Below are 22,268 nucleotides of genomic sequence, written 5' to 3' on the forward strand. Positions count from 1 at the left end.
GGCGTCTTCGTCGGCGCGGGCACACGTGTCGGCGGCGTGGCGGGCCGCCGTCGCCGCGGCGCTTGCCCAGGCGTATTGCAGCGGCGTCGCCGTGCACGCCGCCGAGGAATGCGTCCAGCTGCACGGCGGCATCGGCATGACGTGGGAGTATCCCGCGCACCTTTACCTCAAGCGGGCCAAGAGCGATCAGTTGATCTTCGGCACCGCCTACCGCCACCGCGCCCGGCTGGGCGAGTTGGTGGACCTGCCGCCGAAATAGTTGGGCTCGGATTGATTTTTTCCCCGCGGCCCGTCGGGGGAGCGTGTAATGCGTTTTCCCGCCGCTGTATTCGTGGGAGGGCGCGCTTCTCGTTGGAAGATGGGCGCGCACGGCGGGCCGCCGTTTTGTGAGACAGTGTCGGTCCGCGGTGGCCCGACGACGTGGCCGGCCGCGCCGTGCGGAGGTGAAAACATCGGAATGCGGGTGTTGCTGTCAACTCACGATTCGCGCGGGGCGGTCGAACCGTTGGCGGCACTCGGGGTTCAGTTGCGAGCGAACGGCGCGGAAGTTCGGGTATGCGCGCCGCCGGACCAGGAATTCGCGGACCTGCTGGCCGGAATCGGCTTGGAGCTGAGTCCATTCGGCGATTCATGGCGCGCCAGGGCGGCCGGGCTCACGCCGTCGGAGGACGACCTACGCCGGCACCTGGACGGGCTCGTCGCCGCGCAATTCGACACGGTTGCCGACGCGGCCGACGGCTGTGACCTCCTCGTCGCAACCGGCTTTCCACCGGTGGCGGCGGGAGCGCGGTCGGTGGCCGAGCGCCTGGGCATCCCTTACGTCTACGTGAGCTACCAGCCGACGATCCTGCCGTCACCGCACCACATGCCCCCGACGTACGCAGGCCAGATCCCGCCGGGCGCGATCGACAACCGGGTGTTGTGGCAGATGGACGCGCAGCACATGCACACGCTGTTCGGGACGACGCTCAACAACCACCGCGCGTCGCTGGGCCTGCCGCCGGTGGATGACATCCGCGACCACGCCCTGACCGACCGGCCGTGGCTGGCGGCGGATCCGACCCTGGGCCCGTGGCCGGAGGGCAGCGGGCTGGACGTGGTCCAGACGGGGGCGTGGCTGCTCTGCGATGAACGCCCGTTGCCTGCGGACGTGGCGGCGTTCCTGGACGACGGGCCGCCGCCGGTGTACGTCGGCTTCGGCAGCATGCCCATGCGCGCCGCGAGCGACGTCTCCCGCGCGGTCGTCGAGGCCGTCCGCGCCCTGGGCCACCGGGCGATTCTCTACCGCGGCTGGTCCGGCCTGACCCCGATAGACGACCGGGACGATTGCCTGGCCGTCGGTGAGCTCAACCACCGGGCGCTCTTCGCCCGGGTCGCGGCCGTCGTGCACCACGGCGGTGCGGGCACCACGACCACCGCCGCGCTGGCCGGCGCGCCGCAGGTGTTGGTGCCGCAGGGGGCCGACCAGCCGTACTGGGCCGGCCGGGTGGCGGAGCTGGGCATCGGCATCGCGCACGGCGGCCCGGCCCCCACCGCCCGGTCGCTGACGGCCGCCCTGAAGACCGTCCTGGCGCCGGAGACCGGTGCGCGGGCGGGCGTCGTGGCCACCAAGATCCGTACCGACGGGGCGATGGCGGCGGCGTCGTTGCTGCTCGACGGGTTAGCGCGGTAGCGCGGAACCGAAGACCTCGGTCATGGCCTGCCAGTGCCGCTCGGCCGCGACGGGGTCGTACGGCGCGTTGTCCGGGACCGCGAACCCGTGGCCGGCCGGATACCACTCGATGGTGTGCTGCACGCCGGCTGCGGTCAGCGCCTTGTCCAGCTGTTCGGCGTCGTCATGTGTGAAGGAGGCGTCGTCCTTGGCGCCGCCCACGTACACCGTCGCGCTCATCCGGTCGGCCAGCAGGTGGGGGCTGTCCGCGGCGTCGCTCACCAGGCCACCGCCGTGGAACGACGCCGCGGCGGCGACGCGCTCGGGTACCCGGCCGGCGACGATCAGCGACGCCCGCCCGCCCATGCAGTAGCCGCACACGCCGAAGCGTTCCCCGGACACCTCCGGGCGGGCCGCCAGGTAGTCGAAGAACGCGACGGCGTCGCCGGCGATCTTGTCGGGGGTGAGGCTGCCGATCATGCCGAACAGCCGCCTGCGCTCCCGCTCGTCGCCGAACACGGTGCCCATGTCGAACGGGGCCCAGTCGCCGCTGCGGTAATACACGTCGGGGAGCAGCACGGCGTAACCGAAGCCGGCCAGCTTGGCGGCCATCTCGTCGAAGGTGTCACGCACCCCGCCGGCATCGCAGTACATGATTACGCCCGGCCAGGGACCCGGACCCGCTGGCGTGAACAGGCCGACGGGGCAGCTGCCGTCGGCGGTGGTGATGGAGTCGGTGAATTGCGGCATGGCCTCCGTTTTACTCCCGGCCGCCGCGGCTAAGCTGGCCGCGTGCCGATCCCGACGCCCTATGAGGACCTGCTGCGCCTGGTGCTCGAACGGGGCACGGCCAAATCCGACCGCACCGGCACCGGGACCCGCAGCCTGTTCGGCCAGCAATTGCGCTACGACCTGTCGGCCGGCTTCCCGCTGCTGACCACCAAGAAGGTGCATCTCAAGTCGGTCATCTACGAGTTGCTGTGGTTCTTGCGCGGCGACTCCAACGTCGCCTGGCTGCACGAGCACGGAGTCACCATCTGGGACGAATGGGCAAGCGAGACGGGCGATCTCGGGCCGATATACGGCGTGCAGTGGCGATCCTGGCCCACGCCGACCGGTGAGCACGTCGACCAGATCAGCGCGGCGCTTCAGTTGCTGCGCACGGACCCGAACTCGCGGCGCATCATCGTGTCGGCCTGGAACGTCGGGGAGATCCCGCAGATGGCGCTGCCGCCGTGCCACGCCTTCTTCCAGTTCTACGTGGCGGACGGTCGGCTCAGTTGCCAGCTGTATCAGCGCAGCGCCGACCTGTTTCTCGGTGTGCCGTTCAACATCGCCAGCTACGCGCTGCTCACCCACATGATGGCCGCCCAGGCCGGCCTGGCGGTCGGCGAGTTCGTCTGGACGGGCGGCGACTGCCACATCTACGACAACCACGTCGAGCAGGTGCGCACCCAGCTGAGTCGCGAGCCCCGCCCCTACCCGGAACTGGTACTGGCGCAGCGTGATTCGATCTTCGACTACACCTACGAGGACGTGGTCGTCAAGAATTACGACCCGCATCCGGCGATCAAAGCGCCGGTCGCGGTATGACCGAACTCGGGCTGATCTGGGCTCAGTCGACATCCGGCATCATCGGTCGCGGCGGCGACATCCCCTGGCGGGTGCCTGAGGACTTGATCCGGTTCAAAGAGCTGACCGTGGGGCATACGGTCGTGATGGGCCGGCGCACATGGGAGTCCTTGCCGAGCAAGGTCCGGCCGCTGCCGGGCCGCAAAAATGTCGTACTCTCGCGAAGGAGCGATTTCGTTGCCGACGGCGCGCAGATCGCCGGATCGCTCGAGGCGGCTCTCGCCGAATGCGAGGGTGAGCCGCAGACCTGGGTGATCGGCGGCGAGCAGGTGTATCTGCTCGCGCTGCCGCGCGCCACGCGGTGCGAGGTCACCGAGGTCGAAGTCGACCTGCGGCGCGACGACGACGACGCGCTGGCGCCGGTGCTCGACGACAGCTGGCTGGGTGAGACGGGGGAGTGGCAGGTCAGCCGCACGGGGTTGCGGTACCGCCTGCACAGCTACCGTCGGGCATGAGTGTCGGTCTCCGCGACCGTGACACACTCGGACGCGGGGGTCGGTCTCACCAGGTCACCACACGTTGCCAGAAGGGGGAATTGGCAGTGATAACCGAACCCACGAGAGCGTTCACGCGCATTTTCAGGGGCTACGATCCGTCCGCGGTCGACGCCCACATCGAGATGCTGACCACCAAGCAGCAGTTGTTGCTCGACGATGTCGAGAACCTGAGGAGCCGGCTGAAGGCGGCCGGCGACGAGACGGCCGCGCTGCGCAAGGAGGTCGCCGTCCTCGCCGACACCTCGCCTTCCCCCCACGCGGTGCAGCGCCGCATGGCGCAGATGCTGCGCCGCGCGGTCGACGAGGTCGCCGAGATGCAGGCCGAGGCGCGCAGCGAGGCGGACGCGATGATCGCCGCGGCCGAGGCCGAGGTCCAGGCCGCGCAGCGAAAGCACGAAGAGGAGTTGGCGGAGATGGCCGAGCAACGAAAAGCCATGGAAACCGATTACGAAGAAGCCAAGAAGCAGCTCGACGCCGAATTGGCCGAGATGCGCGCCGAAACGGAAGCGGCGATCGACAAGTCGTGGCGGGACGCGCAACGGGAGGCCGATCACTATCGTGAGCAGGCCCAGCGCGCGGCGGACGAGGCGATCCGGCAACGGATCCATGTCCTCGAGCAGCTGATGGGCGTGTTCCGCGACCTCGAAGCGGTTCCGGCCGCGCTCGAGTCGGCCTACCAGGAGCAGAAGAACGCCCCGGAGCCCAGCGTCGTCGTGCCGTTGGACGGCAAAGTCAGCACGGGTTAGCCCGCCTCGAACGGGCGGACGGACGGGCGGCGCCGCGTCGCCGCCGAGGGTTGTCGCACCCGGCCGGTATTCTCGGCGCCGTGTCGATCCCGACCCGCAGGCTGTCGGCCGCGCAAGCCCGGCGAATCGCCGTTGCCGCCCAAGGTTTTACCGAGCCGCCGCCCGCCGGTCCGATCACTCGCGCTCACCTGAAGCGGTTGATATCCAGAATTCAAGTCCTGCAACTTGATTCGGTCTCGGTCGCGGTGCGCGCCCACTACGCGCCGGTGTTCAGCCGGCTCGGACCCTACGACCGCGACGTGTTGGATCGCGCCGCCTGGGGCCCGCGCCCGGCGCGGCTGCTGGCCGAATACTGGGCGCACGAGGCCGCGCTGGTGGCCGTCGACGACTGGCCGCTGCTGCGCTGGCGAATGCGCCAATACCGCCACGGTCGCTGGGGCACCCACATCGTCAAGGCCAACCCCCAACTCGCCGACGACATCGTCGCCGCCGTCGCCGAACTTGGCCCCAGCACCGCCGGACAGATCGAGGCGCACCTCGCCGCCGAGCCGCGCCGCAAGAAGGGCACCTGGTGGAACCGCAGCGACACCAAATGGGTCGCCGAGGCGCTGTTCGCCGCCGGTGTGCTCACCACGGCCACGCGGGTGGGCTTCGCCCGCCATTATGACCTGGTCGAACGCGTGCTGCCGGCGGCCGTGCTGGCGCGGGAGGTCGACGACGAGGAAGCCGTCCGCGAACTCACGTTGCGGGCCGCCACCGCGTTGGGCGTGGGGACCGAGGCCGACATCCGCGACTACTTCCGGCTATCGGCCCAGCAGGTCAAGCCGGCCGTCGCCGACCTGCTGGCCGCGGGGGAGATCGAGCGGGTCGAGGTCGACGGCTGGCCCGCGCCGGCCTACCTGCGCGCCGGCCGGGCGGTGCCCCGCGCCGACCGCGGCACGGCGCTGTTGTGTCCGTTCGACCCGCTGATCTTCTTTCGGCCTCGGGTGGAGCGGCTGTTCGGGTTTCATTACCGCATCGAGATCTACACGCCGGCCGCCCAGCGCCAGTACGGCTACTACGTGTGGCCGCTGCTGATGGACGGGCAACTGGTCGCCCGGGTCGACCTCAAGGCCGACCGGACCGCCGACACGCTGCGCGTCATGGGCGCCTTCGGCGAACCCGACGCGCCGCGGTCCCGCGCGGTCGAGGCGCTGGCCGGCGAACTGCGGTCGATGGCTTCGTGGCTGAGCCTGAGCGGATTCAGCGTCGCGACCCGGGGGGACCTGGCCGCCGACCTGCGGGCGGTCAGCTGATGCGGGCGACGGACAAACAGCTCAAGGACACGCTTTGGAATGCGGCCAACAAGCTGCGCGGCTCCCTGTCGGCCGGCCAGTACAAGGACGTCATCCTCGGGCTGGTCTACCTCAAGCACGCCGCGGCGGACCAGTGGAAGTTGTTGGTGGCCAACGCGGAATCGCCGAACATCGGGCGGCTCGTCGATGACGCGATGGCGGCGGCGGCGCTGCCGCGGTTTTACGAGGACCTCGACCGGCGCCGGCTCGGGGAGCTGCTGCGCCTGCTCGACGCCGCCCGATTCGGCGAGCCGGGCCGCGCGCGGGACCTGATGGGCGAGGTGTACGAGTACTTTCTGGCCAATTTCGCGCGCGCAGAGGGGCGGCGGGGCGGCGAATTCTTCACCCCGCCCAGCGTGGTCCGGGTGCTCGTCGAGGCGCTGGAACCGTCGGGCGGGCGGGTGTATGACCCGTGCTGCGGTTCGGGCGGCATGTTCGTGCAGACCGAGCGGTTCATCGCCGAACACGACGGCGATCCCGCGCGAGTGAGGATCTGCGGGCAGGAAAGCGTCGAGCAGACCTGGCGGATCGCGAAGATGAACCTCGCCGTGCACGGCGTCGACAACACGGGGCTGGGCGCGCGGTGGGCCGACACGTTCGTCGACGATCTGCACGCGGGCGTGCAAATGGACTACGTGATGGCCAATCCGCCCTTCAACATAAAAGATTGGGCCCGCGACGAGCGCGACCCCCGCTGGCGGTTCGGCGTCCCACCCGCCGGCAACGCCAACTACGCCTGGATTCAGCACATCCTGTCCAAACTGGCCCCCGGCGGCAAGGCCGGCGTGGTGATGGCCAATGGCTCGATGTCCTCGAACACATTGGGAGAGGGCGCCATTCGCGCACGGATCGTCGATGCCGACCTGGTGTCGTGCATGGTCGCCCTGCCCGCGCAACTGTTCCGCAGCACCTCGATACCGGTTTGCCTGTGGTTCTTCGACACGGACAAGGGCGAGCGGTCCGGTCAGGTGTTGTTCATCGACGCGCGCGGCTTCGGCCACCTGGTCGAGCGCGCCGAAAGGGTGTTGACGGACCAGGAGATCGTCCGCATCGGCGACACCTATCACGCGTGGCGTGGGTCGGAATCCGCCGCCGCGAAAGGCGTTACCTATCAGGATGTTCCGGGATTCTGCGCGTCCGTGTCGCTCGACGACATCGCGGCCGCCGGCTATCCGCTCACGCCCGGTCGCTATGTCGGTGCGCCGGCGGCCGAGGACGACGGCGAGCCCGTCGAGGAGAGGATCGCCGGGCTGACGGGTGACCTGCTGGCGGCGCTGGACGAATCGGCACGGCTGGACGGCGTCGTGCGCCAACAACTGGAGCGCCTGCGGTGAAGACCACGCTGGGCGACCACCTGGACTTCGGCACCGGCAGCAGGGCGCCTCGGTCGGCGCCGGGCGGACGCGTTCGCGTCTACGGCGCCAACGGGACCATCGGTTATGCCGCCGAGCACAACGCGGCCGGCCCGCTGATCGTCCTCGGGCGCGTCGGGTCGCAGTGCGGCAGCCTGCGGTACTGCGACTCCGACGCCTGGGTCACCGAGAACGCACTGGTGTGCCGGGCGAAGGACCCACGCGAGACGCGGTACTGGTACTACGCGATGCAAACCTGCCGCCTGGGCGACCACCGGGCCGGATCGGGACAGCCGCTGCTGAGCAAGAGAATCCTGCGCGACGTCGCGGTGCACAGCGTGGCGGCGCCGCAGCGCGGGGCGATCGCCGAAATGCTCGGCGCCCTTGACGACAAGATCTCGGCCAATCACCGGGTGATCGGGGCCGCCGAGAACCTGATGGTGGCCATGGCCGGGTCGGTCCGCGAGCGCGTGCCAGTGTCCAGCCTGGCGAGCCGGTCGACGGCATTCCTCGACGTGGCCGACTTCGACGACGTGGTCGCGCATTTCAGCCTTCCGGCGTTCGACGACGGGGCGAAACCCCGCGTCGTGACCGCCGACTCCGTCAGGAGCGGCAAATTCCTGCTGCCCGGGCCGTGCGTGTTGTTCGCGAAGCTCAATCCGCGGATCCCGCGAATCTGGAACGTGTCCCGCCTGCCGTCGGAAATGGCCTTGGCCAGCAGCGAGTTCGTCGTCCTGCTGCCGGTGGGGGTGGACGCGTCGACCCTGTGGTCGGCCGTGCGGCAACCGGAGGTCTCCGCATGGTTGCAACGCCGGGTCGCCGGCACGTCGGGCAGCCATCAGCGGATCCAACCGCGCGATCTGCTGGAGGTGCGGGTCCCCGACGTCCGGCACCTGCCCGCCGCGCGATTGGAGGCGATCACCGGCCTGGGCGCGCTGTGCCACGCGCGCCGCGCCGAAAGCGCGCGGTTGTCCGAGTTCCGCGACGCGCTGCTGCCGCTGCTGATATCGGGTGAGCTCCCGATTCGGTCACCACGTTAAGGTGAGCGCCGTGGCCGAGACCGCGCCGCTACGCGTGCAACTGATCGCCAAGACCGAGTTCCTGGCGCCGCCGGACGTGCCGTGGACCACCGACGCCGACGGGGGGCCGGCGCTGGTCGAATTCGCCGGCCGGGCCTGCTATCAGAGCTGGTCGAAGCCCAACCCCAAGACCGCGACCAACGCCGGCTACATCAAGCACATCATCGACGTCGGGCATTTCTCCGTGCTCGAGCACGCGAACGTCTCGTTCTACATCACCGGCGTCTCCCGCTCGCTCACACACGAGCTGATCCGGCACCGGCATTTCTCCTTCTCCCAGCTGTCGCAGCGCTACGTCCCCGAGGGTGAGTCGCAAGTCGTGGTGCCCCCGGGCATGGAAGACGACCCCGAACTCCAGCGCATCCTGACCGAGGCCGCCGACGCCAGCCGGGCCACCTACGCCGACCTGCTGGCCAGGCTGGAGGCCAAGTTCGCCGACCAGCCGAACGCCATCCTGCGGCGCAAGCAGGCGCGGCAGGCCGCTCGGGCCGTGCTGCCGAACGCGACCGAAACCCGCATCGTCGTGACCGGCAACTACCGGACCTGGCGCCACTTCATCGCCATGCGCGCCAGCGAGCACGCCGACGTGGAAATCCGGCGGCTGGCGATCGAATGCCTGCGCCAGCTCGCGGACGCCGCGCCCGCGGTGTTCGCCGACTTCGAGATCTCGACCCTGGCCGACGGGACCCAGGTGGCCACCAGCCCGCTGGCGACCGAAGCCTGAGCCTCAGCCGTCACTGCGGCCTCGGGCCGCGGCCACCGCTCCCGTGCCGTTGTCGCTCGGAGGCGGGCACTTCGGCGATACCCGGACCTGCGGGGGAGGGTGGGGCTGGTGAGGCTGCCCGTGCGCCCGCGACCGACCGGAGCGCCGGCCCGCGCCGTTGCTAAAGAGCTTGCCGCCGCCAGGTAACCTAAAGACCGTGAGCACCGTCGGATTCGACGCCCCGGCCCGGTTGGGAACCGTGCTGACGGCGATGGCGACACCGTTCGCTCCCGACGGTTCGCTGGACACCGCCGCCGCCGCCCAATTGGCGAACCACCTGGTAGACGCCGGATGTGACGGCCTGGTGGTCTCCGGAACCACCGGCGAGTCGCCTACCACCACCGACGACGAGAAGCGCGAGCTGTTGCGCGTCGTGCTGGACGCCGTGGGCGACCGCGCCCGGGTCATCGCCGGCGCGGGCACGTATGACACCGCGCACAGCGTCCGGCTGGCCAAGGCCTGCGCGGCCGAGGGCGCCCACGGGCTGCTGGTGGTCACGCCCTACTACTCGAGGCCGCCGCAGAGCGGGTTGATCGCGCACTTCACCGCCGTCGCCGACGCGACCGAGCTGCCGGTGCTGCTCTACGACATTCCGCCGCGGTCGGTGGTGCCGATCGAGGCGGACACGCTCCGCGCGTTGGCATTGCACCCCAACATCGTCGGCGTCAAGGACGCCAAGGCCGATCTGCACGGCGGCGGCCAGATCATGGCCGAGACGGGACTGGCCTACTACTCGGGCGACGACGCGCTGAACCTGCCGTGGCTGGCCATGGGCGCCACCGGATTCATCAGCGTGATCTCGCATCTGGCCGCGGGCCAGCTCCGAGAGATGTTGTCCGCGTTCGCATCCGGCGACATCGCCACCGCCCGCAAGATCAACAGCACCCTCGCCCCGTTGTGTGACGCGATGGGCCGGCTGGGCGGCGTGACGCTGTCCAAGGCGGGTCTGCGCCTGCAGGGCATCGAGGTCGGCGATCCCCGGTTGCCGCAGATGCCGGCCACACCCGAGCAGATCGATGCCCTGGCCGCCGATATGCGCGCGGCCTCGGTGCTGCGGTGAGGCAGAGGGTGGCCGGTAAGTGGATGTAGACCTCGCCCCCCCTGGTCCCTTGACCACTGGTGGGTTGCGGGTCACCGCGCTGGGCGGCATCAGCGAAATCGGCCGCAACATGACGGTTTTCGAGCACCTGGGTCGGCTGCTGATCATCGACTGCGGGGTGATGTTCCCCACCCACGACGAGCCCGGGGTGGACCTGATACTGCCGGACTTGCGCCTGATCGAAGATCGGCTCGACGACATCGAGGCGCTGGTGCTGACCCACGCGCACGAGGATCACATCGGCGGCATCCCGTTCCTGTTGAAGCTGCGCCCCGATATCCCCGTGGTCGGGTCGAAGTTCACCCTCGCGCTGGTGGCGGCGAAATGCCGTGAGCACCGGCTCAAGCCGGTGTTCGTCGAGGTGACCGAGGGGCAGCGCAGCACGCACGGCGTCTTCGAGTGCGAGTACTTCGCCGTCAACCACTCCATCCCCGACGCGCTGGCCATCGCCGTGCACACCGGCGCGGGAACCGTCTTGCACACCGGCGACATCAAGCTCGATCAGCTGCCCCTCGACGGGCGGCCCACCGATCTGCCCGGGATGTCCCGGCTCGGTGACGCCGGAGTGGACCTGTTCCTGTGCGACTCGACCAACTCCGAGATCCCGGGCGTCGGGCCGTCGGAGAGCGAGGTGGGGCCGACGCTGCACCGCCTGATCCGCGGCGCCGAGGGCCGCGTCATCGTGGCGTGCTTCGCCTCCAATGTGGACCGGGTGCAGCAGATCATCGATGCCGCGGTCGCGTTGGGCCGCCGCGTGTCCTTCGTCGGGCGCTCGATGGTGCGCAACATGGGCATCGCCCGCGAGCTCGGGTTCCTGCGGGTGGCCGATTCCGACGTGATCGACATCGGCGCGGCCGAGATGATGCCGCCCGAGCGGGTGGTGCTGATCACCACCGGCACCCAGGGCGAACCCATGTCGGCGCTGTCGCGGATGTCGCGCGGCGAGCATCGCAGCATCACGCTGACGGCGGGCGATTTGATCGTGCTGGCCTCGTCGCTGATCCCCGGCAACGAGGAGGCGGTCTACGGCGTGATCGACGCGCTCGCCAAGATTGGGGCCCGCGTCGTCACCAATGCCCAAGCCCGGGTGCATGTTTCGGGTCACGCGTACGCCGGTGAGCTGCTGTTCCTCTACAACGGCGTGCGGCCGCGCAACGTCATGCCGGTGCACGGCACCTGGCGGATGCTGCGGGCCAACGCCAAGCTGGCGGCCAGCACCGGGGTGCCGGAGGAGTCGATCCTGTTGGCGGAGAACGGCGTCAGCGTCGACCTGGTCGCCGGCACGGCGTCGATCGCCGGGGCGGTGCCGGTGGGCAAGATGTTCGTCGACGGGCTGATCAGCGGCGACGTCGGCGACATCACGCTCGGCGAACGGCTCATCCTGTCGTCGGGTTTCGTCGCGGTGACGGTGGTCGTCCAGCGCGGCACCGGGCGTCCGGTGGCCGCGCCGCACCTGCATTCACGCGGGTTCTCCGAGGACCCCAAGGCGCTGGAACCCGCCGGGCGCCGGGTCGAGGCGGAGCTGGAACTGCTTGCCGCCGACAACATCACCGACCCGGGCCGCATCGCGCAGGCCGTGCGCCGCACCGTCGGCAAGTGGGTGGGCGAGACCTACCGGCGGCAACCGATGATCGTGCCGACGGTCATCGAGGTCTGAGCCCCGCGAAACATCAACCGCTGCGACGCTTAGCGGCGTGTCGTCGCGGACGATTATGTGTCGCGGCGCGGGAGGTGAGGCGGGGGGCTAAAGCTTCTCCGCGTAGGCCGACCATTCCAGTTGCGAGGCCTTGAGTTTGCGACCGGTCGGCTCCACGTAGCGCTGGACGAGTTCGTCGGGGCCGGCCTGCTCCAGCAGTCGCCAACCGTAATCCCCGACGAACGCGCCGACCTCTTCGGGCTGTAAACCGAAGCGCCACAACTGCCGGACGCTGCGATAGAGCGTACGAGTGCCGTACCGATTCTTGCCTTCGATGAAATCGCGCCGGACGTAGGTGAATACCAGACGACTGCCGGGCGCGGCCGCGCGCAACCCCTCCAGCGTCCGCCGGACGGTGGCTTCGGTCAGGTATTGGGTGACGCCCTCGCAGATGAAAAAGGCCCGGTAGTCGGTGCGATAGCCGTGCTCGGCCAGGGCCGTCAGCAGGTCGTCGCGCTCCAGGTCCAACGCCACCTGCCGGACCGACATCGGCGGGCCGCCCAGCACCCGTCGGACCGTCTTCACCTTCCGGGCGACGTTGACGGGCAGGTCGACCTCGAACACGGGGATGCGAATCTGCCGTGTCAGCAGGTAGGCGCGGGTGTCCAGTCCGGCGCCGAGGATGACGACGGCGTCGATGCCGTCGAGCGCCTCGGCCAGCTTGTCGCCGATAAATCGCTTGCGGCAGGCTAGGTTCGCCCACAGCCCGCGGCCCGACCACTCCGATCCGCGCATCATCAGGCGGCGCACCGGCCGGGCGCGTGTCGCCGCCACCAGCAACCGCAGCGGCGCCGGCAGGAACAGCTCCGCCAGGTCGTCGTCCACCAAGCGGCGGCCCGGCGGTTCGTTCTGTTCGACGGCCGCCAGCACCATCGGCCCAAAGGCGGTCTGCGCGGCGGAGTTTCGTGGCATTCGACTACTTGTTCAAGAAGCCGGCGTCGACCGGCAACGTCACGCCGGTGATGTAGCGCGCCTGGTCGCTCACCAGCCACGCCACCGCGTTGGCGACGTCCTCGACGTCCAGTACCTCCACCGGCATCGCGTTGCCCATGGCTCCGGGCGTGTCGGTCGCGGCGGCCATCTTGGCCAGCCATTCCCGGGTGAACTCGTTGTTGATCATCGGGGTCTCGACACCCGAGGGGTGTATCGAGTTGACCCGAATATACTGTGTTGCAAGCAGATTCGCGTATACCCGCATCAGCCCCACCACGCCGTGTTTGGCGGCCGCATAGCCGACGGAACCGGCGTCCGGGCTGCCCACCCCGGCCAGCCCGGCGCTGGAACTGATCAGCACGATCGACCCCCCGGTGCCCTGCTTGACCATGGTCGGGATGGCGGCCTTGATGGTGTTGTAGACGCCGGTGAGGTTGACGTCGATGACGTCGCGCCAGCCGTCGTCACCCGATTGCATCGGTGCGATGCCGGCGTTGGCGACGACGATGTCGAGCCGGCCGAACTCGTCCAGGCCGGCCTGCAGGGCGGCCGACAGCGACGCCCGGTCGCGCACGTCGCCACGAGCGGCCACGATGCGCGAGCCCGTGTCCTCGACCAGCTTGACGGTTTGCGCCAGGTCTTCCTCGGTGGCCAGCGGATAGGGGACGCTGGCGATCTGGTCGCACAGGTCGACCGCGATGATGTCCGCGCCGTCGGAGGCCAGCCGCACCGCGTGCGCGCGACCCTGGCCGCGCGCCGCGCCGGTGATGAAGGCGACCTTGCCCTCGAGTGGCCGGGTCATCAGGACCGCAGCTGACCCTTGTCCGGGTCACCCGCGGGCACGGGCTGCAGCATCTTGATGTCCGGCGCCCCGGCCAGGTGCTCGCCGGCGGCGCCGAACATCTTGCCGATGGCCGGGGCGGTGCTGTGGGTCTTGAGCGCCTCTTCGTCGGCCCACTGCTCGACGAAGACGAAGGTTTCGCCCGATTGGTGCAGTGAGTACAACTGGCAACCCGGTTCGTTGTGCACTTCCTCCACCGCCTGCGTGAGGATGTCGCGGACTGTGTCGACCGATTCCGGTTTGACGGTCATGGTGGCAACGACGACGACGGGCATGCTGAGGCCTCCTGGGGCGTACGGGGTGGGTGACGTGCATGGCTCTGTTACCTGGGTCACCGGTTGTCCACCCTACTCACGCGGCCCCTTGGACCACCCGTCAGATGGGTCACATGGCCAAACCGTTACCAGTGTGGCGGGTGGTGTAGATGATGTCGGTGCGACTACCCTTGCCGACATGGCTAATAAGACCGCGGCCCGCTCCAAAGCTCGAACGAGCAGGTCAAAGGCCACTTCGCGGAGTGGGTCGGGTCGCGCGCGGCCGGCGGCACCCCGCAAGCGGCCGAGCAGGCCCGCGAAACGGCGCAACCAGTCGCTGCTGGTGGCCGCCGGGCTGACCGGCGGGCGCGCCCTGCGCGCCACCTGGCTGATGGCCGCCCGCAGCACCGGCGGCGCGGCCCGGTCGATCGGGCGGGCCCGCGACATCGACCCGGGACACCGCCGCGACGGGATCGCGCTGATGCTGCTCGGCCTTTCCGTCGTGGTCGCCGCGAGCTCGTGGTTCAACGCCGCCCGACCGGTCGGTGCGTGGGTCGACACGCTGTTGCGGACCTTCATCGGTGCGGGCGTGCTGGCGCTCCCGGTCGTCACCGCCGCGGTGGCGGTGACGCTGATGCGCACCCAGCCCAATCCCGATGCGCGCCCCAGGCTCATCCTGGGCGGCACCCTGATCGCGCTGTCGGTGCTCGGACTGCGGCACCTGTGGTCCGGCTCGCCCGAAGACCCCGAGGCGCGCCGCCGCGCGGCGGGATTCATCGGCTTCGCCATCGGCGGCCCGCTGTCGGACGGGTTGACGGCCTTTATCGCCGCGCCCCTGTTGTTCATCGGCTTCATGTTCGGCCTGCTGTTGCTGACCGGAACCACGATTCGCGAGGTGCCCGACGCGGTCCGCGCCATGTTCGGCGCCCGGTTGCTCGGCGACGACGAATACGGCGAGTACGACGACTATGACGACTACGCGGATTCCGCTGTGGCCGAAGACTTTTACGACGAGAGCTCGCTTCCCGAAGACGAGCCGCAAGCCTGGCCGGCGGCCGACCCGGCCCCTGCCCTGCGGGACAACGAGGACGACATCCCCACCACACCGGAGCCGGCCATCGGGAAGAGCCGCCGTCGCGCCAAGAAGCCGCCCGAGATCGTCGACCGGGTCGTCGAGGGCCCCTACACGCTGCCCTCGCTGAACCTGCTGGTGGCGGGGGACCCGCCGAAGAAGCGCAGCGCCGCCAACACGGTCATGGCCGACGCCATCAGCGAGGTGCTCACCCAGTTCAAGGTCGACGCGGCCGTCACCGGCTGCACCCGCGGGCCGACCGTCACCCGGTACGAGGTCGAGCTGGGCCCGGGCGTGAAGGTGGAGAAGATCACCGCGCTGCAGAAGAACATCGCCTACGCGGTGGCCACCGAGAGCGTGCGCATGCTGGCCCCGATCCCCGGCAAATCCGCCGTCGGCATCGAGGTGCCCAACACCGACCGGGAGATGGTGCGGCTGGCCGACGTGCTCACCGCGCCGTCGACCCGCCGCGACCACCACCCGCTGGTGATCGGGCTTGGCAAGGACATCGAGGGCGACTTCATCTCGGCCAACCTGGCCAAGATGCCGCACCTGCTGGTCGCCGGCTCCACCGGTTCGGGTAAGTCGAGCTTCGTCAACTCCATGCTGGTCTCCTTGCTGACCCGGGCCACGCCCGAGGAGGTCAGGATGATCCTGATCGACCCGAAGATGGTGGAGCTGACCCCGTACGAGGGGATTCCGCACCTGATCACCCCGATCATCACGCAGCCGAAGAAGGCCGCGGCCGCCCTGGCCTGGCTGGTCGAGGAGATGGAGCAGCGCTACCAGGACATGCAGGCTTCCCGGGTGCGCCACATCGACGACTTCAACGCAAAGGTGCGGTCGGGGGCCATCACCGCGCCGCTGGGCAGCCAGCGCGAATACCGGCCCTACCCGTACGTCGTCGCGATCGTCGACGAGCTGGCCGACCTGATGATGACCGCGCCCCGCGACGTCGAGGACGCCATCGTGCGGATCACCCAGAAGGCCCGGGCGGCGGGCATCCACCTGGTGCTGGCCACCCAGCGCCCGTCGGTCGACGTGGTCACCGGCCTGATCAAGACCAACGTGCCGTCGCGGCTCGCGTTCGCGACGTCGTCGCTCACCGACAGCCGGGTGATCCTGGACCAGGCCGGCGCCGAGAAGCTGATCGGCATGGGCGACGGCCTGTTCCTGCCGATGGGCGCGAGCAAGCCGCTGCGCCTGCAGGGCGCCTACATCACCGACGAGGAGATCCACGCCGTCGTCACGGCCTGCAAGGACCAGGCCGAGCCCGAATACACCGAGGGCGTCACGACGGCCAAGCCCACCGGCGAGCGCACCGACGTCGACCCGGACATCGGCGACGACATGGACGTGTTCTTGCAGGCGGTCGAGCTCGTGGTGTCCAGCCAGTTCGGCTCCACCTCGATGCTGCAGCGCAAGCTGCGGGTCGGCTTCGCCAAGGCCGGCCGGCTGATGGACCTGATGGAGACGCGCGGCATCGTCGGGCCCAGCGAGGGATCCAAGGCGCGCGACGTGCTGGTCAAGCCCGACGAGCTGGCCGGAACGCTGGCGCTGATCCGGGGCGGCGCCGACGCCGACGGCGGCGACCCCGACGACTAGCCCCCGGCGCCGAACGTGCACCCACGGCGAGATTTCGGCCGATTTCCCGCCTCATGTCACGCTCGGCGAGTCAGAGCACCAGCAGCATGCGGGAGTTGCCCAGGATGTTGGGCTTGACGTAACTCAGGTCGAGGAACTCGGCGACACCGATGTCGTAGGAGCGGCACATCTCCTCGAACACCTCCGCGGTCACCGGCGTGCCCTCGATCTCGGTGAACCCGTGCTTGCCGAAGAACTCCGTCTCGAACGTGAGCACGAACAGCCGCTTGAGCTGCAGCTCGCGCGCGACCTCAAGCAGCCGGTCGACGATCGCGTGGCCGATGCCGTGGCCTGTCATCGCCGGGTCGACCGCGACGGTGCGGATCTCGCCCAGGTCGGACCACATCACGTGCAGCGCACCGCAGCCGACCACGGCGCCCTCGCGTTCGGCCACCCAGAATTCCTGGACGGCCTCGTACAGCGTCACCAGGTTCTTCTCGAGCAGGATCCTGCCGGCGTAGGTGTCGACGAGCTGCTTGATGGCGGGGACGTCGGAGGTTCGCGCGCGTCGCACCAGGCAGTCCTGCGAACTATCGGTCACGGCTAACAGTATCGGCATCGGGGACGGCTGCGCTGGTCAACAGTTATTCTGTTGCGGTGTCGGGGCAGCCGCAAACGGGTCCGTTGACCGGACCGCCGGGCCGCGTCCACATCGCAAACCTCGCCAACACGCTGACGTTGCTGCGGCTGGTGTTGGTCCCGATCTTCCTGCTCGCGCTGTTCGCCAAGGACGGTCACGAGTTCGCCTTTCGGATCGTGGCTTTCGTGATCTTCGCGATCGCCTGCATCACCGATCGGTTGGATGGCCTGCTGGCCCGCAATTACGGCATGGCAACGGAATTCGGGGCCTTCGTCGATCCGATCGCGGACAAGACGCTGGTCGGCTCGGCGCTGATCGGCCTGTCGATGCTGGGTGACCTGCCCTGGTGGGTCACCGTGGTGATCCTGGCCCGCGAGTTCGGGGTGACCGTGCTGCGGCTGGCCGTGATCCGCCGCGGGGTCATCCCGGCCAGCTGGGGCGGCAAGGTCAAGACCGTGGTGCAGGTGGTGGCGATCGGCCTGTTCATCCTGCCGCTGTCGGGGCCGCTGCGGGTGGCGGCGGCGGTGGTGATGGGGGTGGCGATCGTGCTCACGATCGTCACCGGCATCGACTACGTGGTGTCGACCGTGCGGGAAGTGCGCCGGACATCCGACTGATTCTGCGGTCGCCGAACGGGAACCAACGCCCCGCCGCCCGCGTTTCACCTTTTGAGCGCCTGCAGTCGCGGCCTATTCGCGCCGAGCGGGCTGACTGGACGAAGGAGGGCAGGAATGCCGCCATTAGTGCGCGAGGTCATCGGCGACGTGCTGCGTGAGGCCCGCATGACGCAGGGCCGGACGCTGCGCGAGGTCTCCGATTCGGCGCGAGTGAGCCTTGGGTATTTGTCCGAGGTGGAGCGTGGCCGCAAGGAGCCGTCCAGCGAGCTGCTCAACGCGATCTGCGAGGCGTTGCAGGTCCCGCTGTCGTCGGTGCTGACCGACGCCGGCGAGCGGATGGCCGGCCAGGAACGGGCCCGCGAACGCGTGGCCCACGGGGCGCCCGCCGACGGGCTGCGCGGCCCCAGCATCGACGCCGACACCAAGGTCGTCATCCCGCCGGTGGCATCCCTGGCGATCGCCTGAGCCGCACCGTCGGCAACGATGGACCGCTAGGGGTAGGGCGATCGGCGCCGACCCACTAAATTGAGCGACAAGCGTCGGCCCATCCCGGGACCATCCGGCCTATACGAAGCGAAGGTGGAGCTCACTCATGGCCAATCCGTTCGTCAAAGCGTGGAAGTACCTCATGGCGCTGTTCAACGCGAAGATCGACGAGCACGCCGACCCCAAGGTGCAGATCCAGCAGGCGATCGAGGAGGCGCAGCGCACGCACCAGGCGCTGACCCAGCAGGCCGCCCAGGTGATCGGCAACCAGCGCCAACTCGAGATGCGGCTGAACCGGCAACTCGCCGACATCGAAAAGCTGCAGGTCAACGTCCGCCAGGCGCTGACGCTGGCCGACCAGGCCACCGCCGCCGGAGACGCCGCCAAGGCCGCCGAGTACAACAACGCCGCCGAGGCGTTCGCGGCCCAGCTGGTGACCGCCGAGCAAAGCGTCGAGGACCTCAAGACCCTGCACGACCAGGCGCTGAGCGCGGCCGCCCAGGCCAAGAAGGCGGTCGAGCAGAACGCGATGGTGCTGCAGCAGAAGATCGCCGAGCGCACCAAGCTGCTCAGCCAGCTCGAGCAGGCGAAGATGCAGGAACAGGTCAGCGCCTCGCTGCGCTCGATGAGCGAGATCGCCGCGCCCGGCAACGTGCCCAGCCTCGACGAGGTGCGCGACAAGATCGAACGCCGCTACGCCAACGCGATCGGATCGGCCGAGCTCGCGCAGAGCTCCGTGCAGGGCCGCATGCTCGAGGTCGAGCAGGCCGGCGTGCAGATGGCCGGTCACTCCCGGCTGGAGCAGATCCGCGCCTCGATGCGCGGCGAAGCGTTGCCGACCGGTGGGACGCCTGCCCCCGGGGCCACCCCGCAGGCGGCGCCCGCGCCCGCGGAGACGACCGGGAGCGCGGCCACCGAGAAGCCCTTTGGCCAGTAGCCCGGGTGTCGGGGCGGTGAGCGAGACACGGGGCGGGCTCTGGCGCACGGTGCTGGGGCGGGGATTGGCCACCGCCGCCGACCTCTCCGACCTGGTGGCCCAAAAGCTCAGCGCCGCAGCGGATCCCCGCGCTCGGCTGTTGCGGCGGCGGCGCCGCGCGCTGCGGTGGGGCCTGATCTTCGCCGTCGGCTGTGTGTTCTGGGCGGTGGTGACGATGCTGCTCGCGGCGTGGGGCTGGTTCGCGCTGCTCTTGGAGATCACCGGCGCTGTCGCGGTCATCATGGCCGTCCCGGCGACGCTGCTGTTGCTGCGCTACCGGTGGCTGCGTTCCGAGCCGCTGCCCACACCCCGCCCGGCGAACGTGCGACGGCTGCCGCCGCCCGGCTCGGCGGCGCGGCCCGCGATGTACGCGCTGGGCGCCTCCGAGCGCGGATTCCTGTCGCTGCTGAACGTGATCGAGCGGGGATCGATGCTGCCGACCGCCGAAATACGCGACCTGTCCGCGGCGGCCAGCAAGAGTTCGGCGGCCATGGCGGCCACCGCCGCGGAGGTGGTGTCGATGGAGCGGGCGGCCGAGTCCAGCGAATCATCGCGAACGTATCTGGTGCCCACCATCAACGCGTTCACCGCGCAGCTCAGCGCCGGCGTTCGCCAGTACAACGAAATGGTCACCGCCGCAGCGCAATTGGTGTCCTCCGCCAACGGCGACCAGTTGGCGGCCTCGCAGCGCTACCGCGCCGAGCTGACCGGGGCCACCGACCGCCTGGTCGGCTGGGCGCAGGCGTTCGACGAACTCGGCGGTCTGCGCGGAGCGAGCTAGAACGTCGCCTTCAACGACGGCACCACCATCGCCGCCAGGCCGCGAAGGGTGGCCTTGACCATGTCGAAAAAGTCAAAGTAATCGCGCCACAACGTGATTCGTCCGTCGTGGACCTCGAACACGCCGCACACCCAGAACTGAAGCCGCAGCGGGCCGAAGATCAGGGCGTCGGTGCGCTCGGTGAGCACCGCGCCGCCGTCCGCGGCGATCCGGTGGATCTTCACCTCGAAGGCGGCGCGGCCGTCCATCTGGCGAAACAGCTTCATGGCCCTGGCGCGGCCACGAATCGTCGGCAGCCCGACATTTTCGTAGACGAGGTCGTCGTCCAGTGCCGCGTCGGCGGCGTCGTAATCGGCGTCCTGCAGGGCGTTCAGGAAGGTCTCGACCGTGCGGGTGTTCGCAACGGCTGTCCCGGTCGGCTCGGTCATGATCGCCAGCGTAGGCGAGCGTTGCGGCCGCGCGCTGTGGCAGGGTAAGGCCGATGCGTGTCGCCGTGGTCGCCGGGCCGGATCCCGGGCACTCGTTTCCCGCGATTGCGCTGTGCCGACGCTTCGCCCGGGCCGGTGACGAGCCCACGCTGTTCACCGGCGCCGAGTGGCTCGACACCGCCCGCGCCGCAGGCATCGGCGCCGCGCCGCTGGACGGGCTGGCGGCCACCGACGACGACGTCGACGCCGGCGCGCGGATCCATCGGCGCGCGGCGCGGATGGCCGTCCTGAACGTGCCGGCGCTGCGCGAGCTGTCGCCCGACCTGGTGGTCTCCGACGTCATCACCGCCGGCGGCGGCATGGCCGCCGAGCTGTTGGGCATCCCGTGGATCGAGCTGGACCCGCACCCGCTGTATTTGCCGTCGAAGGGGTTGCCGCCGATCGGCAGCGGGCTGGCGCCGGGCACGGGTATCCGCGGCCGGCTCCGCGATGCGACGATGCGGGCGCTCACCGCGCGGTCGTGGCGCGCGGGCCTGCGGCAACGCGCGGCCGTGCGGGTCGAGATCGGGCTGCCGGCCCACGACCCCGGCCCGCTGCGGCGGCTGATCGCCACCCTGCCCGCCCTCGAGGTGCCGCGGCCGGACTGGCCGTCCGAGGCCGTGGTGGTGGGCCCGCTGCACTTCGAACCGACCGATCGGGTGCTGGACATCCCGGCGGGTTCGGGGCCCGTGGTGGTGGTGGCGCCGTCGACCGCGTCGACCGGGACCGAGGGCATGGCCGAGGTCGCGCTGGCTCACCTGCGGCCCGGGGAGACGCTGCCCGCCGGATCGCGGCTGGTGGTCTCCCGGCTGGGCGGTACGGATCTGCAGGTGCCGCCGTGGGCGGTGGTCGGGCTGGGCAGCCAGGCCGAGTTGTTGACGCACGCCGACCTGGCCATCTGCGGCGGCGGGCACGGCATGGTGGCCAAGACGCTGCTGGCGGGGGTGCCGCTGGTGGTGGTGCCCGGCGGCGGCGACCAATGGGAGATCGCCAACCGGGTGGTCCGGCAGGGCAGCGGGCTGCTGGTGCGGCCGCTGACCGCCGGGGCGTTGGTGGCCGCGGTCAACGAGGTGCTGTCGTCGCCCCGATACCGCCAGGCGGCCCGGACCGCCGCCGCTAGCATCGCCGGCGTGGCCGATCCGGTGCGGGTGTGCCACGAGGCGCTCGCTCTGACGGGATGATGGCCAAGGTCGCGCAAAGGAGGGCAACGGCAATGAAATCGATCGCGGCCGGCGGCCTGCTTCTCGCCTTGATGTTCAGCTCGGGTGTCGCCCGCGCCGACAGCGGCGACGAGCAGCAGGCGTGCCAGTTGATGGACGATCCGGCGGCCGCCGAGCAGGGCTATGCGCCGGCCGAGTACGCCTTCATGCAGTTGCGCTCCCGGATGTCGGCGCAGCGCGCGCGGACCACCATGTCCGAGGCCGTTCAGGACTATTGCCCCAATCACCTCAACGACCTGCCGGCCAGCTGGCGCTGACGCGGCCGGTGTCCGATCCGCACCCGGTGGGTATCTTGCTGGCGTGCGGCTAACGGAATTCAACGAGCGGGTGGTCCTGCGATTCGGTGCGGCATACGGTTCTTCGGTCCTGGCCGACCACGTGCTGACCGGTTTCGGCGGCCGCACCGCCGCCCAGGCGATCGAGGACGGGGTCGAGCCCCGTGACGTGTGGCGGGCCCTGTGCGTGGACTTCGACGTGCCGCGCGACCAGTGGTGAGTGGGCAGCCCATTCGTAGGTCGGTTTTGGTGCTGCCGCAGTAGCCCCGCGAG

Annotated in this window: 25 protein-coding genes; 19 read left to right on the forward strand and 6 right to left on the reverse strand. The window is 69.8% G+C overall.

The window, feature by feature from the left end; all coding sequences use genetic code 11:
- The coding region (locus A5701_RS00360; protein ID WP_197504903.1) for an acyl-CoA dehydrogenase family protein at nucleotides 1-259 on the forward strand (259 nt) is incomplete at its 5' end.
- 198 nt (nucleotides 260-457) lie between these two features.
- Nucleotides 458-1,672, forward strand: a complete 1,215-nt coding sequence (locus A5701_RS00365; protein WP_067747266.1) for a glycosyltransferase — start codon at nucleotides 458-460, stop codon at nucleotides 1,670-1,672.
- On the opposite strand, the gene A5701_RS00370 is transcribed toward A5701_RS00365, so the two are convergent.
- Nucleotides 1,661-2,401 carry a dienelactone hydrolase family protein gene (locus A5701_RS00370; protein ID WP_067747273.1) on the reverse strand — a complete coding sequence of 247 codons (741 nt, stop codon included), beginning with the start codon at nucleotides 2,399-2,401 and terminating at the stop codon, nucleotides 1,661-1,663. The genes A5701_RS00365 and A5701_RS00370 overlap by 12 nt on opposite strands.
- Nucleotides 2,402-2,443: 42 nt before the next feature.
- Between A5701_RS00370 and A5701_RS00375 the strand changes: the two genes are divergently transcribed.
- The 9 genes from A5701_RS00375 (at nucleotide 2,444) to A5701_RS00415 (ending at nucleotide 11,810) form a co-directional block, all read left to right on the forward strand.
- Nucleotides 2,444-3,244, forward strand: coding sequence for a thymidylate synthase (locus tag A5701_RS00375; RefSeq protein WP_067747276.1), 801 nt, complete (start codon nucleotides 2,444-2,446; stop codon nucleotides 3,242-3,244).
- Entirely contained in the window at nucleotides 3,241-3,738 is a 498-nt protein-coding gene (locus A5701_RS00380; protein WP_067747278.1) for a dihydrofolate reductase, read from the forward strand. The genes A5701_RS00375 and A5701_RS00380 overlap by 4 nt, the downstream gene beginning before the upstream one ends.
- A gap of 86 nt (nucleotides 3,739-3,824) precedes the next feature.
- Nucleotides 3,825-4,526 (forward strand): cell division protein DivIVA, encoded by a 702-nt coding sequence (locus A5701_RS00385; protein ID WP_067747280.1) that lies wholly within the window; start codon nucleotides 3,825-3,827, stop codon nucleotides 4,524-4,526.
- A 50-nt stretch (nucleotides 4,527-4,576) separates the two neighbouring features.
- Nucleotides 4,577-5,821 (forward strand): winged helix-turn-helix domain-containing protein, encoded by a 1,245-nt coding sequence (locus A5701_RS00390; RefSeq protein ID WP_197499043.1) that lies wholly within the window; start codon nucleotides 4,577-4,579, stop codon nucleotides 5,819-5,821.
- On the forward strand, nucleotides 5,821-7,194 hold the full coding sequence (locus A5701_RS00395) for an N-6 DNA methylase (RefSeq protein ID WP_067747282.1): 1,374 nt from the start codon (nucleotides 5,821-5,823) through the stop codon (nucleotides 7,192-7,194). The genes A5701_RS00390 and A5701_RS00395 overlap by 1 nt, the downstream gene beginning before the upstream one ends.
- Nucleotides 7,191-8,252 carry a restriction endonuclease subunit S gene (locus A5701_RS00400; protein WP_067747284.1) on the forward strand — a complete coding sequence of 354 codons (1,062 nt, stop codon included), beginning with the start codon at nucleotides 7,191-7,193 and terminating at the stop codon, nucleotides 8,250-8,252. The genes A5701_RS00395 and A5701_RS00400 overlap by 4 nt, the downstream gene beginning before the upstream one ends.
- 10 nt (nucleotides 8,253-8,262) lie before the next feature.
- The gene (gene thyX / locus A5701_RS00405) at nucleotides 8,263-9,015 is read left to right on the forward strand and encodes an FAD-dependent thymidylate synthase (protein ID WP_067747381.1); all 753 of its coding nucleotides are present in this window, start codon (nucleotides 8,263-8,265) and stop codon (nucleotides 9,013-9,015) included.
- A gap of 196 nt (nucleotides 9,016-9,211) precedes the next feature.
- Complete coding sequence (dapA, locus tag A5701_RS00410) at nucleotides 9,212-10,114, forward strand: 4-hydroxy-tetrahydrodipicolinate synthase (protein ID WP_067747286.1); 903 nt, start codon at nucleotides 9,212-9,214, stop codon at nucleotides 10,112-10,114.
- Nucleotides 10,115-10,133: 19 nt separating this feature from the next.
- Nucleotides 10,134-11,810, forward strand: coding sequence for a ribonuclease J (locus A5701_RS00415; protein ID WP_067747289.1), 1,677 nt, complete (start codon nucleotides 10,134-10,136; stop codon nucleotides 11,808-11,810).
- An 87-nt stretch (nucleotides 11,811-11,897) separates the two neighbouring features.
- Here the strand turns inward: A5701_RS00415 and A5701_RS00420 are convergent, their stop codons facing one another.
- From A5701_RS00420 to A5701_RS00430, 3 genes are read right to left on the reverse strand one after another with little or no spacing between them, the layout of a single operon-like run.
- Complete coding sequence (locus tag A5701_RS00420; protein ID WP_067747291.1) at nucleotides 11,898-12,761, reverse strand: SAM-dependent methyltransferase; 864 nt, start codon at nucleotides 12,759-12,761, stop codon at nucleotides 11,898-11,900.
- A 4-nt stretch (nucleotides 12,762-12,765) separates the two neighbouring features.
- Nucleotides 12,766-13,587 (reverse strand): mycofactocin-coupled SDR family oxidoreductase, encoded by an 822-nt coding sequence (locus A5701_RS00425; protein ID WP_067269159.1) that lies wholly within the window; start codon nucleotides 13,585-13,587, stop codon nucleotides 12,766-12,768.
- A complete protein-coding gene (locus A5701_RS00430; protein WP_067747293.1) occupies nucleotides 13,584-13,898 on the reverse strand; it encodes a putative quinol monooxygenase in 315 nt (104 codons plus the stop codon). The genes A5701_RS00425 and A5701_RS00430 overlap by 4 nt, the downstream gene beginning before the upstream one ends.
- A gap of 178 nt (nucleotides 13,899-14,076) precedes the next feature.
- On the opposite strand from A5701_RS00430, the gene A5701_RS00435 reads away from it, so the two are divergent.
- Nucleotides 14,077-16,554 carry a DNA translocase FtsK gene (locus tag A5701_RS00435; protein WP_082954985.1) on the forward strand — a complete coding sequence of 826 codons (2,478 nt, stop codon included), beginning with the start codon at nucleotides 14,077-14,079 and terminating at the stop codon, nucleotides 16,552-16,554.
- Nucleotides 16,555-16,624: 70 nt separating this feature from the next.
- Here the strand turns inward: A5701_RS00435 and A5701_RS00440 are convergent, their stop codons facing one another.
- Entirely contained in the window at nucleotides 16,625-17,152 is a 528-nt protein-coding gene (locus tag A5701_RS00440; protein ID WP_067747296.1) for an amino-acid N-acetyltransferase, read from the reverse strand.
- A 38-nt stretch (nucleotides 17,153-17,190) separates the two neighbouring features.
- On the opposite strand from A5701_RS00440, the gene pgsA reads away from it, so the two are divergent.
- From pgsA to A5701_RS00460, 4 genes are all read left to right on the forward strand, one after another.
- The gene (gene pgsA, locus A5701_RS00445; protein ID WP_067747298.1) at nucleotides 17,191-17,790 is read left to right on the forward strand and encodes a CDP-diacylglycerol--glycerol-3-phosphate 3-phosphatidyltransferase; all 600 of its coding nucleotides are present in this window, start codon (nucleotides 17,191-17,193) and stop codon (nucleotides 17,788-17,790) included.
- A gap of 114 nt (nucleotides 17,791-17,904) precedes the next feature.
- A complete protein-coding gene (clgR, locus tag A5701_RS00450) occupies nucleotides 17,905-18,255 on the forward strand; it encodes a transcriptional regulator ClgR (protein WP_067747301.1) in 351 nt (116 codons plus the stop codon).
- A gap of 127 nt (nucleotides 18,256-18,382) precedes the next feature.
- Nucleotides 18,383-19,213, forward strand: coding sequence for a phage shock protein PspA (gene pspA, locus A5701_RS00455; RefSeq protein WP_067747303.1), 831 nt, complete (start codon nucleotides 18,383-18,385; stop codon nucleotides 19,211-19,213).
- A gap of 16 nt (nucleotides 19,214-19,229) precedes the next feature.
- Entirely contained in the window at nucleotides 19,230-20,033 is an 804-nt protein-coding gene (locus tag A5701_RS00460) for a hypothetical protein (RefSeq protein ID WP_156669849.1), read from the forward strand.
- On the opposite strand, the gene A5701_RS00465 is transcribed toward A5701_RS00460, so the two are convergent.
- A complete protein-coding gene (locus tag A5701_RS00465; protein WP_067747309.1) occupies nucleotides 20,030-20,461 on the reverse strand; it encodes a limonene-1,2-epoxide hydrolase family protein in 432 nt (143 codons plus the stop codon). The genes A5701_RS00460 and A5701_RS00465 overlap by 4 nt on opposite strands.
- A gap of 53 nt (nucleotides 20,462-20,514) precedes the next feature.
- Here A5701_RS00465 and A5701_RS00470 point away from each other — a divergent pair, with 53 nt between their 5' ends.
- Genes A5701_RS00470 through A5701_RS00480 form a run of 3 tightly spaced genes read left to right on the forward strand, consistent with a single transcriptional unit; the run spans nucleotide 20,515 to nucleotide 22,215 of the window.
- On the forward strand, nucleotides 20,515-21,681 hold the full coding sequence (locus A5701_RS00470) for a glycosyltransferase (protein WP_067747311.1): 1,167 nt from the start codon (nucleotides 20,515-20,517) through the stop codon (nucleotides 21,679-21,681).
- A gap of 32 nt (nucleotides 21,682-21,713) precedes the next feature.
- A complete protein-coding gene (locus A5701_RS00475) occupies nucleotides 21,714-21,977 on the forward strand; it encodes a hypothetical protein (protein ID WP_067747313.1) in 264 nt (87 codons plus the stop codon).
- A 43-nt stretch (nucleotides 21,978-22,020) separates the two neighbouring features.
- Nucleotides 22,021-22,215, forward strand: a complete 195-nt coding sequence (locus tag A5701_RS00480; RefSeq protein WP_067747316.1) for a DUF3046 domain-containing protein — start codon at nucleotides 22,021-22,023, stop codon at nucleotides 22,213-22,215.
- Nucleotides 22,216-22,268 lie beyond the last annotated feature (53 nt).

The sequence above is a fragment of the Mycobacterium sp. E3305 genome (genome assembly GCF_001666785.1).
In the GTDB taxonomy this organism is placed as follows: domain Bacteria; phylum Actinomycetota; class Actinomycetes; order Mycobacteriales; family Mycobacteriaceae; genus Mycobacterium.